This is a genomic window from Wolbachia endosymbiont of Brugia pahangi, assembly GCF_012030695.1.
Classification (GTDB): Bacteria; Pseudomonadota; Alphaproteobacteria; order Rickettsiales; family Anaplasmataceae; genus Wolbachia.
In genome coordinates this window covers 112,270-125,173 of sequence record NZ_CP050521.1, presented here as the reverse complement: position 1 = coordinate 125,173, position 12,904 = coordinate 112,270, and the positions used below count along the sequence as shown (strand labels likewise).

14 protein-coding genes and 3 pseudogenes are annotated in these 12,904 nt (G+C 33.5%); 9 read left to right on the top strand and 8 right to left on the bottom strand.

The features are described from left to right. Window positions 1–100: 100 nt before the first annotated feature. The 3 genes from trxB to dapE all read right to left on the bottom strand — a co-directional run bounded on the left by trxB (window position 101) and on the right by dapE (window position 2,974). Window positions 101–1,057 (bottom strand): thioredoxin-disulfide reductase, encoded by a 957-nt coding sequence (gene trxB, locus WBP_RS00625; protein WP_167895750.1) that lies wholly within the window; start codon window positions 1,055–1,057, stop codon window positions 101–103. Next, window positions 1,044–1,643 carry a peroxiredoxin gene (locus WBP_RS00620; protein WP_167896288.1) on the bottom strand — a complete coding sequence of 200 codons (600 nt, stop codon included), beginning with the start codon at window positions 1,641–1,643 and terminating at the stop codon, window positions 1,044–1,046. The genes trxB and WBP_RS00620 overlap by 14 nt, the downstream gene beginning before the upstream one ends. Window positions 1,644–1,768: 125 nt before the next feature. Next, a complete protein-coding gene (dapE, locus tag WBP_RS00615) occupies window positions 1,769–2,974 on the bottom strand; it encodes a succinyl-diaminopimelate desuccinylase (protein WP_167895749.1) in 1,206 nt (401 codons plus the stop codon). Between the two features lie 41 nt (window positions 2,975–3,015). Between dapE and WBP_RS06130 the strand changes: the two are divergent. Next, window positions 3,016–4,211 (top strand): annotated as a pseudogene (locus WBP_RS06130) (iron-containing alcohol dehydrogenase). A 271-nt stretch (window positions 4,212–4,482) separates the two neighbouring features. Here WBP_RS06130 and WBP_RS05995 read toward each other — a convergent pair. Together WBP_RS05995 and WBP_RS05990 are read right to left on the bottom strand one after the other, a co-directional pair. Then, a complete protein-coding gene (locus tag WBP_RS05995) occupies window positions 4,483–4,809 on the bottom strand; it encodes a DNA-processing protein DprA (RefSeq protein ID WP_256366210.1) in 327 nt (108 codons plus the stop codon). 23 nt (window positions 4,810–4,832) lie between these two features. Next, window positions 4,833–5,084: a DNA-processing protein DprA gene (locus WBP_RS05990; protein WP_255324082.1), complete on the bottom strand. Its 252-nt coding sequence runs from the start codon at window positions 5,082–5,084 to the stop codon at window positions 4,833–4,835. 348 nt (window positions 5,085–5,432) lie between these two features. On the opposite strand from WBP_RS05990, the gene WBP_RS00600 reads away from it, so the two are divergent. The 6 genes and pseudogenes from WBP_RS00600 to WBP_RS00580 all read left to right on the top strand — a co-directional run bounded on the left by WBP_RS00600 (window position 5,433) and on the right by WBP_RS00580 (window position 9,841). Continuing rightward, a complete protein-coding gene (locus WBP_RS00600; RefSeq protein WP_011256767.1) occupies window positions 5,433–5,807 on the top strand; it encodes a ferredoxin family protein in 375 nt (124 codons plus the stop codon). 483 nt (window positions 5,808–6,290) lie between these two features. Next, complete coding sequence (locus WBP_RS05390; protein WP_246166010.1) at window positions 6,291–6,599, top strand: RDD family protein; 309 nt, start codon at window positions 6,291–6,293, stop codon at window positions 6,597–6,599. Then, a complete protein-coding gene (locus WBP_RS05385; RefSeq protein ID WP_246166007.1) occupies window positions 6,584–6,901 on the top strand; it encodes a hypothetical protein in 318 nt (105 codons plus the stop codon). The genes WBP_RS05390 and WBP_RS05385 overlap by 16 nt, the downstream gene beginning before the upstream one ends. Window positions 6,902–7,090: 189 nt before the next feature. Further along, window positions 7,091–8,085 (top strand): annotated as a pseudogene (locus WBP_RS00590) (D-alanine--D-alanine ligase). Further along, entirely contained in the window at window positions 8,075–8,833 is a 759-nt protein-coding gene (locus tag WBP_RS00585) for a cell division protein FtsQ/DivIB (RefSeq protein WP_167895747.1), read from the top strand. The pseudogene WBP_RS00590 and the gene WBP_RS00585 overlap by 11 nt, the downstream one beginning before the upstream one ends. Before the next feature lie 316 nt (window positions 8,834–9,149). Further along, window positions 9,150–9,841, top strand: a pseudogene (locus WBP_RS00580) (pyridoxine 5'-phosphate synthase). On the opposite strand, the gene WBP_RS00575 reads toward WBP_RS00580, so the two are convergent. The 3 genes from WBP_RS00575 to rplM all read right to left on the bottom strand — a co-directional run bounded on the left by WBP_RS00575 (window position 9,834) and on the right by rplM (window position 11,207). Then, complete coding sequence (locus tag WBP_RS00575) at window positions 9,834–10,145, bottom strand: HU family DNA-binding protein (RefSeq protein ID WP_011256770.1); 312 nt, start codon at window positions 10,143–10,145, stop codon at window positions 9,834–9,836. The pseudogene WBP_RS00580 and the gene WBP_RS00575 overlap by 8 nt on opposite strands. Window positions 10,146–10,292: 147 nt before the next feature. Beyond that, a complete protein-coding gene (gene rpsI / locus WBP_RS00570; protein ID WP_167895746.1) occupies window positions 10,293–10,739 on the bottom strand; it encodes a 30S ribosomal protein S9 in 447 nt (148 codons plus the stop codon). Window positions 10,740–10,748: 9 nt separating this feature from the next. After that, a complete protein-coding gene (gene rplM / locus WBP_RS00565) occupies window positions 10,749–11,207 on the bottom strand; it encodes a 50S ribosomal protein L13 (RefSeq protein ID WP_167896287.1) in 459 nt (152 codons plus the stop codon). Between the two features lie 129 nt (window positions 11,208–11,336). Between rplM and WBP_RS00560 the strand changes: the two genes are divergently transcribed. Both WBP_RS00560 and WBP_RS05380 read left to right on the top strand, forming a co-directional pair. After that, a complete protein-coding gene (locus tag WBP_RS00560; RefSeq protein WP_167895745.1) occupies window positions 11,337–12,572 on the top strand; it encodes a TolC family protein in 1,236 nt (411 codons plus the stop codon). A 19-nt stretch (window positions 12,573–12,591) separates the two neighbouring features. After that, window positions 12,592–12,894, top strand: coding sequence for a hypothetical protein (locus tag WBP_RS05380; RefSeq protein WP_246166003.1), 303 nt, complete (start codon window positions 12,592–12,594; stop codon window positions 12,892–12,894). Window positions 12,895–12,904: the final 10 nt, after the last annotated feature.

Below are 12,904 nucleotides of genomic sequence, written 5' to 3'. Positions count from 1 at the left end.
CAATAATTCACTATTACCATACAACAAAAAAAGAAAATAGTGATAAATCCTCCCTTCTTCTTAAAAAAGCAATCTTATACATTCCCTACTTTTTAACTCTTTATTTACTTGTGCATTCTAAAAACTTCTCTGCATCAAGTGCAGCCATGCACCCTGTACCTGCTGCAACCACTGCTTGACGATATACCTTATCTTGAACATCACCTGCAGCAAACACCCCTGCTCTACTAGTTAAAGTTGTTCCAGGTTTTGTAATTATATAACCCTGCTCATCCATTTCAATAAAACTTTTGAAAACACCTGTATTTGGTGCATGCCCAATTGCAATGAATACCCCATTCACTCTCAATTCCTGGATTTCATCAATTTTCGTTGATTTAATTGTAATACCAGTAACTTTCTTTGGATTCTCTTCTCCAAGAACTTGTTCTACAGTATGATTCCATATGACTTTTATTTTATTATTCGCAAAGAGCCTGTCTTGCATTATTTTTTCCGCTCTCAATTTATCGCGCCTATGTATTAATATAACTTCTTTAGCAAAGCGAGTTAAGAATATCGCCTCTTCAACGGCGGTATTTCCTCCACCAATCACGGCTACAATCTTATTCCTAAAAAACGCACCATCACAAGTTGCACATGCTGAAACTCCGTAACCTTGAAATTTCCTTTCACTTTCCAAACCAAGCCACTTCGCTTGTGAACCAGCTGCAATTATAACTGCATTGGAATAGTAGTCATCGTTATTACCAGAAGACCTAAATTTATACTCATTAGAATGCTCAAGTTGTTCAACGCTCTTTATTTCATCATTTACTATTTCTGCTCCCACCTTTTCTACATGCAACCTCATTTGTTTCATTAGTTCTGGACCTTGTATTGAAACAAAACCAGGATAATTCTCAACACCCATAGTGATCGTAAGCTGGCCACCAGGCTGCATTCCTGTTACTACAACTGGCTCCAAGTTTGCACGTGCTGCATATATAGCAGCAGCGTAACCTGCTGCCCCAGATCCAATAATAAGAACTTTTGTACCAAATCTATAATTCTTCACTGTATGAGTTTAGATAATCAGTCACTCCTTCATCACTTGCCTGCATTGCTGGCTTGCCTTTCTTCCACCCAGCTGGACACACTTCACCATGCTCTTCGTTATGTTTTATTGCATCAACGATTCTAATAAATTCATCCATATTACGCCCTAAAGGCATATCATTTATTGACTGGTGACGCACAATAAATTTATCATCAATAACGAAAGTTGCCCTCAGTGCAATTGAGTCATCATATAACACTCCATAGTCTCTTGATATAGACTTTTTAATATCAGACACCAAAGTGTAGCTAATTTCTCCGATACCACCATTGCTAACTGAAGTTTTTCGCCATTGATAATGCGAGAATTTTGAATCTACACTTATTCCTATTACTTCAACATCACGCTTTGCAAACTCACTTATTCTATTATTCAACGATATCAATTCAGTTGGACAAACAAAGGTAAAATCAAGTGGATAGAAAAGAAGGATAGCATACTTACCTTTTATGTGCTCACTCAGATAGAAATCATCAACTATTTTCCCATTAGGAAGAACAGCTGGAGCAGTAAAATTGATAGCAGATTTTGTCACAAGATTCATAATTAACCTATTCATTTTAAAACATCTTTAATTTTACACCTTGAGAAATTTACATGCAAGTTTTCTTTAGTTTTACCACCTAAGGATCTTTTCCAATTAGCTGTCTCTACTAGCCTAAAATATACTCAAGCTAACAATGGGCTATCAGGTACATTACCAATTACATTAATCTGATTTAATATCCTATTAGTGGGGTAAAAATAACTTTTTATAAATTCCTTATATATAGCTGTTAATTTGTGTATATCGTTCACTAATACACACTCGTTTACCTGATGTGAGGTTTTATTAATCATCCCAAATTCAATCACTGGACAAACATCTTTAATAAATGCAGCGTCAGATGTGCCACCACTTGTAGCCAGCACAGCATCAATATTGGTAACTCTGTTTATTGCATCAAACATAACATCAGTATTTCTATCGGGAGTAGAAAGAAAAGCACCCCTGCTGCTATGCATAGAGAGTTTATAATCGTTAGTTACACTGAAGCATATTTCATCAATCAACTTATATAAACCATCAGGTGTTTGCATATTGTTGTATCTAATGTTGAAGCCTGCAGTTATTGAATCAAGTATTACATTGTCAGTACTGTTTCCAACATCGATAGTAGTAATTTCGCAATTTGAAGGCTGAAAATATTTATTACCGCCGTCAAAAGTAGTATCTTTTATCCTATTCAATATTGATATCATCTTATATATTGGATTGTCCGCTAGATCTGGATAAGCAACGTGCCCTTGTTTTCCATGGCAAATTAGCTCAAATGTTGCAGAACCTCTTCTGCCTATTTTTATAGTATCACCTAATTTCTCACTACTGGTTGGTTCAGCAACTACACAATAATCTATTTTCTTATGCTTACTCTCCATCCATTTCAAAACCGCCTTTGTTCCATATTCTTCCGTACTTTCTTCAGCACTGGTAATCAACGCACTTATCGAACCGTTGAATCTAAACTTTTCTGCAACTAAATCTACCATAGCAGTAATAAACGCAGCTATCCCGCTTTTCATGTCAGTTGCCCCTCTCCCATACAACAACCCATCCCTAACTTCTGGACTAAACGGGTCAGATATCCAATCTTTTAATTGACCTGGTGGTACAACATCAACATGGCCTGCAAAACACAAATTTTGTACCCCGTTTATATATTTTGCATAAAGATTTTTAACTTTAGTTTTATTATCACCAAACTCTAAAATCTCACAGTCAAAACCACTTTTCTCGAGGATCGCCGCTATATGCTCTATTGCTCCATCGTCCCTTGGTGTTATACTCTTAAAAGAAATTAATTTCTTAGTTAGCTCTACAGGATCAATTTTCATGTCACCTTAAAATACTGATATTACTATATTGTAAACATTTTATGCATTATTTAAAACAAATATTACATCAAACCAAACAAACCTCTATAGTAATAGTAGGTCATCACTTTGTAGACAATATCTATGAAATATGCACACAATACGAAAATGATATTTTTTTAGTTGTAGATAAAAATACAGCAGAGCTTTTAATAAAAACGTACTCAATAAAACTCCCAACTTAATTATTTCTGGCAATTCTACCGCCTCTCTTGACATCACAAATTCAGTCAGAAATAAGGGGTGGAAGATAGTGGTTTAATAGTTGCGCTCGGTAGCAGCACTGTTAATGATGTCTGTAAGTACGCAAACTACCTAGAAGGCAAAAATTACATATCTTTTCCAACAGCTGCTTCTATGAATGGATATACTTCTGCAAATGCCTCAATATTAGTAGATGGATATAAAAAATCGTTCAAAGCACATCTTCCTAAGGCAATATATATTAACATTGATATAACCGCTAATGCACCACCGCGTCTTACACTAAGTGGATCTGCAGATTTCACTTGTCGTTCAAAGTGCAAGCAGACTGGTTACTATCTCACCTATTACTTGGCACAGAATACAACGAATCACCCTTTACACTTGTCCGCGACCTGGAGCAAATTTTGCTAAGAGAGTATCTAGCGCTTGTTAAAAGAAGCAAAAAAGTCCTATTACTCATAGAAGCCTTACTGATCTCAGGACTTGGAATGGTAATATCAAAAGGTAGCTATTCTGCAAGCCAAGGAGAGCCATAATAGCTCACGCAATAAATGGTAACAAAAGATTACTCCTCACTACATGGTGAAAAAATTGCCGTTACAACGATTACCATGGCTAATTTGCAGGAAAAAAGATTATTAATACAAAATCCCATCATCAAACCAACTACTCTAGACACAGAACATATAATTAAGTGTTCTGGTAATACTGAATTTACAAAAATTCTAGAACAAAAAAATTCTGCAGCAGAAAATCAAAGAGATCCTTCATAAAGGATGGAGTAATGTTTCCAGTTTAATCAAACAAAATTTATTACCTGCAAAATGTCTGCAGAAAATATTTGAAGATCTGTCAATTCCACATTTACCAGAACACCTCAATTGGAATGAAAGAGCAATATTGCAAAGTGGTAGATCTTGCATTTGCAACAAGAGATAGATTCACCTTTCTTGACTTGGCCAACTGCTTAAAAGAAAGTAAAGTGTTGTAGCTAAAACAATAAAAAAAAATCATTGATACTTTATTCCTTGTTGATCGTTCTATTTTGCTTCCCAACTCCAGTTCTAAGAGAGCCATCAAAGCCAAGTTTAGATAACCCACTTATTAAGATGAGCCCATCTATACCAATGGAGACAGAGTTGACATGATTAACTATAACAGATCTTGTTTGTTATAATTTTTCTATTTTTGGTTAACAGGACAATGCTCAATATTAAACAGGCTTTTTTGCCAAAAAGGTAAATTAAACCTCACACTTTCTATTATATCATTAGCAGATTCGATAAGTTTAGCACCTTTCTTATTAGATAACTGCTACCAATAGAGCGCAAATCTAAAAGAAAACCAGAAACCACAAACACTTCCCTTACCTGATCCAAAGCAAAATTTGCTGTTATTAGGGAACCAGAACTTTTCGATGCTTCAATTACTGTTACACTTAGCAATAAATCAGATATAATCCAATTCTTCTGAGAAAAATACTGAGGTTTGGGTTTAGTAGCAAATGGAAGCTCAGTAATTACTAATCTACCATTTTCAGCGATTTTCTTGTATAGATCAAAATTTTCTCTTGGATATACTACATCAATTCCGCTTGCTGTGACAGCAATAATTAGATGATTTTGTATATTATGCTGTTCACCACAGTGTCTATCCCCCTTACAAGCTCAGAAACAATAACAAAACCAGCTTCGCTTAAATCAAGTGCCAGCTTACTGGCAAAATTTCTTCCATTTACTGAAGAGTTACGTCTACCAATTATTATAATCATCTCACAGCTTAATAATGACACATCACCAAGCGCAGTTATTACAGAGGATAACCCGGTATATTCCCTAAAATGTTGGGGTAATCTAGACCACATTCAGGCATGATTTTAGCCAGAATTTTTCTGTATCATTGATTTCTTTTCGCGCATCCTGAATGCTATATACCTTTTTATCGTTTAGTGAGTTCATCGAAACATTCTAATGCCTCATCCAATGGCCACGTGTTTTTAGCATACTAAAAAACTTTTTCGGTCCCGAGGTTCTGTAGGCTCAGCCATATTTTCAATTTCTCACTGTTCAATTTATTTATCTTCATAAAGGAACGTTTTTCCAATTACTTAAAAGATACCCAATATTTATCAGCATTTAAGCTATAATACAACCAAAAGACTTGAATTTCTTATTAGTTTAGTGTACCTAAAATTATAAATATGTAGTACTTTATGACGCATTTTGTTACAGATAAATGCATAAAATGTAAATATACGGATTGTGTGGAAGTGTGTCCTGTCGACTGTTTCTATGAAGGCAAAAACATGCTCGTAATCAATCCTGATGAATGTATTGATTGCGGAGTGTGCATACCTGAATGTCCAGTAGATGCAATCGTAACCGACGACTCTATAAAAGACATTTTAGAACTAGATGAAGAGTTACTGAGCAATGAACAAAAAACCTTCAAATCATTTTATAACATAAACATAGAATACTCGCAAAAGTGGCCAAATATCACAGCTAAAAAGCAACCTCTCCATACTGCAGAAAAATATAAAGAAAAAAAAGACAAAACAGCTTATTTCAACGAAAATCTAGAGTAATGCTACTGAAGGAAAAAGAAACTTCTTGTACCTCATGGTTTGGTTGCTGATTATAGTTGTGTTATTTATGTTCTTGATAACATACAATATTAACTTGAAAATAGGTTAAGTAATACAGTAATTTTACTACTATTAACTGTTAACAGGTATATTAGACGATCATATGGAGAATAAAAATGGATGTTAAAGTAAACTAGGCGGAAATTACTAAACGTGTTGCAGCGCATATAGTTGACCATACGATATTCCTAATCTTCTATCCATCATCTTTATTAATTTCATTTTTTTATTAATTTCATTTATATTACCAGAAGAACCTCTTGCCGACTCTTTAAATCATGTCTTTCCTGACACTGATACTGACCTTATATTAGAACAACATGAAATATTAGAAGACTTAAGTATATTAAGAAATTTTATTATATATAGTATTAGAAGTATTAATGATAACAAGACTTGGTTGGACTTAGGGAAAATTGTTACTTGGTATATATAAAAGATGCAAATACACTTAAAAACACTGCTTTACTGCAAATAGTAGTAAGAAGTACTCTCAAGGTGCTTTTGTTTGTACTCTTCTATATTTCTGAGTGGTTTCTAATTTTATTAATATTAGTTTTAATATTTGCAGCACTTGATAAATACAAGCAGTTCTTTCACGATAAAATTGCAAACACGTTAGTAATAGAGTATAAACCTGAAGAATATTATTTAAATTTAAGCTATGTGGGAGTAACTAGACGTGTACAGCACATATTATTGACCATCTTATTATTATGGGAATTTCTTTAGTCTGTTTGATTCTTGTAGGAACAATCTCTCACATCGCTGGATCTAAGTCATTCATTACACGTAGTTGCTTATCTTTTTTGCTATCGATAGTATTCGGAGCATTCATGATAAGAAGATTTGGTGATACTCCAGGGCAATTGTTGTGCAATATGTGCAATATTAATATAAAAGATGCAAATACATTTTTAAATATCACTCCAGTGCAAGCAATAATTAGGCATGTCTCGTTTGAAGTTATTTACTTTCCTATATTTTTCATGAGAAGGAATTTTTTTATAAGTATATCTCTAATAGTAGTTTGACTCCTCATTAGGTTTAATCTTTATGATCATAATACTAATTTTCATATGTGCATATTTAACCGACGCAAGCAGTTTTTTCATGATAAAATTGCAAGGACAGTGGCAACAACCCATAAATCTTCAAGATAATTTTCTCTTTTATTTACGAAGTTCATGTATGTAGTCACTATTAATATAGTTCTTCTAAAAGTGCTTATGGTCCTAACTATAACAATTTTAAGCGGTGGATTTTCTCGTGAAAGGAAAATATCATTGATGAGTGGAAAAGCAGTAAAGAAGGCGCTTGATAGCCTTTCATATAATGCAATAGAAATAGACGTTAACAGCAACACTGCTGAAAAGCTTAAAAAAATTAATCCTGACCTTGCTTTTATTGCTCTACATGGGCCTTATGGCGAAGATGGCTGCATTCAAGGTTTATTGGAGATTTTAGGTATAAAATATACACACTCTGGAGTTATGGCTTCAGCTATTGCTATGAATAAAGCAATGTCTAAGCATATATTCCGATCCCTTGGTATTGATACTCCAAAAGGGTACATAATCAGTCGAGGAGATATACTAAAAAATAATATTAAAATTGATTATCCGTATGTCTTAAAACCCATTAATGAAGGTTCAAGTATTGGAGTGCACATAACTTTCTCGCATGAGGATTATTTAAAATTAAAAAACATGTTTAGTGTCATTCCAGTGCGTGACGCTGGAATTGAGGAAGAAGAACCAGTTTGGATAACAAGAGATTTGATGATCATAGAAGAATACATACCAGGTATAGAGTTACACACTGCCGTGTTACTAGATGAAGCAGCTGGCACTATGGAAATAAGACCAAAAAATAAATTCTATGACTATAAAGCAAAATACACAAACGGGTTTGCAGAGCACATATTTCCTGCTGAAATTCCTGACAACATATATGAAATGACCTTGGAACATGCATTGAAAGTTCATCGATTTCTAGGATGTAAAACTATTTCTCGCTCAGATTTTCGCTATAATCCTAAGGATAATACTCTAAAAATGCTTGAGATCAATACACACCCTGGCTTTACTGAATTATCGTTAGTACCAGAAATTGCAAAATTGACAAAAGGAATTGATTTTAATGAATTAGTTAAAATTATTATTGAAGATAGTCTACAGCACAAAAAAATATTAGAGATCAAGTAAATGTTGAGTAATATTACCAGAAGTCAAAGGAGTTTTTTACATAAGTGTGCTTTGGTTATCATAACAGCACTCTTTTTTACGTTAGTATTCTATAGCTCACTTGATAAAATCACAAGTCGATTTAATCATTATCTCACTTGGTGTAATGACTATTTATCTAGTCTACTACTCAGTAGTGGATTTTCAATCGATGAAGTAGTTGTAAATGGCAATAAATTTACAAATGAGAAGGACATTTTAAATCTGGTAAATAAAACGCAGCCAATTATATATATATCACCTTCAAAGCTTGCTGATAGCATACAATCCGTGAGCAAATGGATAAAGCACGTAAGAATTCATAGAATTTTGCCTAACACTCTATACATTAATGTAGATGAACATAAACCGTTTGCTCTATGGAAAGATAATAACAAAACTTCAGTAATTGATTCCGAAGGTAAAGTGATTGTAGATGATTATCCTACAGATAACTTTATCGTAATTACAGGACAAAACGCACTATCAAACCTAAAATTCATTAAAGATATACTAGAAAGCAAAACTCAATTAAGTGATCACATTTCTTCTTGTGTTTATGTAGAAAATAGAAGATGGAACATCATACTTGATAACGGCTCCACAGTAAAATTGCCTGAAGATGATCCTCATAGTGCATGGAATTATTTAAATCACTTACAAAATACAACCGATTTTACTTTTAGCGATTGGAGTATAATTGATATGCGTATTATCGATAAAATCTTTATAAAGAGATAATCCTACCCCTTCCTCTTCATCTAAATTTTATGTAATAATGCTTCTATGATGTTATCCCAGCGTTACGCGCTACCATCAGCGGTAGATTTAAATTTACAAACATTAATAAACTTACCAAATAGAAAAAAAAGGCAAAAGACACCACCATAGTAGATAGGGTTTACTCAGATTAAATAACTAAACACCTTCATTGCTATGATAAGGAGGCTGGAGAAGTTATCAAGCGGTTTTTTGTAGCTTTGCTTTCATGGCTGTAATATTCATAGCAAAAGACCTAATAACATGTATACTTATTAAGTAGCTTATGTAGTAAATCATGAAACTAGGCGTTAATATCGACCACGTTGCAACCCTTCGCAACACACGTGGAACCCCCCTTATCCAGATCCATTGAAAGCTGCAGAAATAGCCATTAACGCCGTGGCAGATTTTATCACTGTACACTTACGAGAAGATAGAGGCATATCAGAGACGAAGATGTGTTTACCCTGAAAAAAAACACTAATACTGAACTAAACCTTGAAATTGCAGCCACGGAAGAAATGCTTGAAATAGCAAAAAAGGTAAAACCTTATCCAATTAACATAGTACCAGAAAAAAGGGAAGAATTAACAACTGAAGGTGGTCTGGATATAATTAACATGTATAGTAAACTTTCTAGTATAATAGAAGAGGTGCATAATTTTGATATAAAGGTTTCATTGTTTATCAATCCAAATATTAATCAACTAAAATATCTTGAAAAGTCAGAAATAAAGCCTGACATAGTAGAAATCCATACGGGTGGTTACTGCAATAGTCCATTAGAAAAAAACTAAAATTAATTACCAATACTGCAGAGTATATTAATGCCATGCAGAGCATGGCATAACTTATAAACACGCTCAAAGAATGAAAGAAATACCCCACATTTCAACTCTGAATATAGGCTACTCTTTAATCAGCGAAGCTATATTTGATGGGTTATACAGCGTAGTAAAAACAATGAAGATGATAATATCTAACTAATTACTTCTTCTTTCTCCTTATTTAAAATACTTAAAAGAGTTTGGCTTGCTTTAAACTTCACTCTTGTCTTTTGAGGAACAGTCATGATTTCACCATTCTGAGGATTACGACATTGCTTCTCCTGGCTTATAGCAGTAGAAAATGTGCCTATTCCATGCAGGCGTATTTCACCTTCCTCATCTAGTTTACCCTTTATTATTTTCATAAGCGCATCAAAAATCTTGCTCAAATCAGACTTTGTTATTTCTACATCTTGACTAGAACAAGCTTGTTTTAATTTATTTATTATGTCTTCTTTACTCATAAATTACCTTAATATTGAAAAAATTACACAAACAGCATATTACGTTCATAACGATAGTCAACTAAATTTATCATGAAAATAGAATATACTATGCATTTTTTTTAACATTTGTATAATATACACAAAAAAAATATCACTACAAAATAATTATCTCTTAGAAAATTGATATTTTGCCCGAGCTCCACGTTGACCATATTTCTTACGTTCTTTAACACACGAGTTTCGTGTTAAATACCCACTCTTACGTAATATAGAATATAAATCTTGGCTTATTTTACTTAAAGCTTTGCTTATTCCATGAGCTAATGCACCTGCTTGACCAGATAGTCCTCCACCTTTTACAGTTGCAAATACGTCATATTTATCTAGCATAGATGTTACAATAAGTGGCATTTTCACTATTTGGCACACTGACTCTCTCTTAAAGTAAGAGATCAGCTTGTCTTGCTGATTAACGCTGAACTTTCCACTTCCTGATTTTATCCATACTCTTGCCGCAGATTCTTTTCTTCGACCTGTAGCATATAAACAACCAAACAAATCAATTGCTGGCTTAGTTACTTTTTCTGATTGATTTATTACAGAACTTTCCATCTTATTCCATTATTTTTTATTTTTACGATTTAAAGAAGCAAAATCTATCTTTTTAGGCTGCTGCCCTTGATGTTTATGCTCTGGACCAGAATAAACATATAAATTTCCAAAACGTTTACGCGCCATAGGACCATCATCAAGCATTCTTTTCACCGCCATTTTTATTACCCTCTCAGGGAATTTACCATTAAGAATATTATTTGGGGTAGTTTTTTTTAAACCACCAGGATAACCTGTATGCTTGTAGTAAACTTTCTCTTTAAATTTTTTCCCGGTAAAATGCACCTTTTCTGCGTTGATGATAATTATATTATCGCCACAGTCCATATGAGGTGTATACTCAGGTTTATGTTTTCCACGCAACAGTGTTGCTACAAATGCTGCAAGTCTTCCTACTACTAACCCTTCTGCGTTTATAACAAACCATTTTTTATCGATTTGTCCCTCTTTTAGGAAAAAAGTCTTCATCACTCTAACTGAACAATAGTAGGCTATGATACACTTAATTTCTAAGCAGTGTCAACAATATTAGTTATTGATTATTAAAGCAATTTATGCTAGTAACTTAGTTGCACAGCCAATATATATGGGAGTAGAATGTTTCATTTGATTATTACACTTGCGGCTATTTTTAGTACTGTAAATTGCTATGCAATTGATCTTGAAGAAGCTGTAAATAAAGCCATTAAAAATAGTTCAAAGCTCAAGTCTCAATTTTACCAATATAAAATCGCTAAAAAATACTATAAATCTTTAGGAATAGCTGGGTTTTTGCCAGATATTAATCTTCGATACTATTTTAATAGTAATTTTAATATCATCAACAGTATACAAAACCCAGGAGAACTCCTTACATTAAGTCAGAGAATAATAGATGGAGGCGGTACTTTTGCTACATTCAGTCAATCAAATCATCTTCTCAAAGCAGCAAAGACTCAATTTCAAAAGTCAAAGCAAGAGCTTGCACTTAATGCCGTGAAAGTATACGTTGACGTTCTACGAAGTAGGGCAGTATTACAGCTTAAAGAGCATAAAGAACACGTCTCTTTGGAAAATTTATCAGAGGCAAAAAAACGTTTTTCTCTCGGGGAAGTGACCAATGCTGAAGTTTCGCTGGCAAAAGCAAAATTTTCATCTTCAGTATCAGAAAGAGTTGATGCCGAAGGCAAATTAAAATCGGCAAACATTGCTTACTTCCACCTAATTGGGGAAGAACCTGATGAACTTTCTGAAGCTAGTGATAAATTACCTTCTGTTCCAGAATTAAATGAATGTTTACAGTTAGCAAGAACCAATAATCTATCTTTGAAAACAGCAGTTTATCAAAAAAAAGCAGCAGGAATGGGAGTGTTTGCTGAAACTTCTAAGTGGCTACCTTCTCTGCACCTTAGTATAAATAAAATTTTTGACATAAGAAATATCAACATCAAAAAGCCTTTAGAAGGTGCTAGTGTTGCTTTTACTCTCGATATTCCAATTTTTAAAAGAGGAATAAATGCTTTTGGCATTAGTAAAGCTAGAATGGATGCAAAAAAATTTACTTACGATTATTATGAAACAGTGAAAAACATAGAGCAAATGGTTGTAAATGCTTGGAATGATGTGTTGACAGCAAAGGCTATCATTAAAGCAAGTCAAGAAGCTGAAAAAGCAGCAGCTCTAGCGTTGGAAGGGGTTGAACAAGAAGTAAGCTTAAACTTAAAGAGTATAACTGATCTTTTATACACTGAAGACACGTTATTCAAAGCACGTTCGGACTTAGTTGAAGCACAAAGCAATTATGTGATTAGTGTTTATAATTTACTTTTTATAATAAACAGTATAAATCTCTAAATCTGATGGCATTAGTGTTATGAATTATAAACAAAGCAATCAATCTGTAAAAGATATCCTAGAAGATATAAAGAAAGCTATATCTGGTAAAAGCTCAAGTAATGATGCAGTAGAAATAGAAAAGGAGAAGAAGGATGACGATGTTTTGTACCTTGAAGAGGAGTATTTAGAAGATTCAGAAAAAGATAGTAAAGAGCAGAATAACGAAAAACAAGATGTCAACAATGATCATAAGAGCGAGGAAATAGTTTTTAATAATACTCAATTTAACAACCACAGTTATAACTCACAGAGAAGAAAAGGACGTTCATTTGCACAATAATACCTCAAAC

What these genes read in the sequence shown, in the direction of transcription:
- WBP_RS00575 (WP_011256770.1), bottom strand. Translation starts at nt 10,145, where the DNA reads ATGAGTAAAGAAGACATAATAAATAAATTAAAACAAGCTTGTTCTAGT.
- WBP_RS05385 (WP_246166007.1), top strand. Translation starts at nt 6,584, where the DNA reads ATGGGAATTTCTTTAGTCTGTTTGATTCTTGTAGGAACAATCTCTCAC.
- WBP_RS00620 (WP_167896288.1), bottom strand. Translation starts at nt 1,643, where the DNA reads ATGAATCTTGTGACAAAATCTGCTATCAATTTTACTGCTCCAGCTGTT.
- WBP_RS00600 (WP_011256767.1), top strand. Translation starts at nt 5,433, where the DNA reads ATGACGCATTTTGTTACAGATAAATGCATAAAATGTAAATATACGGAT.
- WBP_RS05990 (WP_255324082.1), bottom strand. Translation starts at nt 5,084, where the DNA reads ATGTGGTCTAGATTACCCCAACATTTTAGGGAATATACCGGGTTATCC.
- rplM (WP_167896287.1), bottom strand. Translation starts at nt 11,207, where the DNA reads ATGAAGACTTTTTTCCTAAAAGAGGGACAAATCGATAAAAAATGGTTT.
- rpsI (WP_167895746.1), bottom strand. Translation starts at nt 10,739, where the DNA reads ATGGAAAGTTCTGTAATAAATCAATCAGAAAAAGTAACTAAGCCAGCA.
- dapE (WP_167895749.1), bottom strand. Translation starts at nt 2,974, where the DNA reads ATGAAAATTGATCCTGTAGAGCTAACTAAGAAATTAATTTCTTTTAAG.
- WBP_RS00585 (WP_167895747.1), top strand. Translation starts at nt 8,075, where the DNA reads ATGTTGAGTAATATTACCAGAAGTCAAAGGAGTTTTTTACATAAGTGT.
- WBP_RS00560 (WP_167895745.1), top strand. Translation starts at nt 11,337, where the DNA reads ATGTTTCATTTGATTATTACACTTGCGGCTATTTTTAGTACTGTAAAT.
- WBP_RS05380 (WP_246166003.1), top strand. Translation starts at nt 12,592, where the DNA reads ATGAATTATAAACAAAGCAATCAATCTGTAAAAGATATCCTAGAAGAT.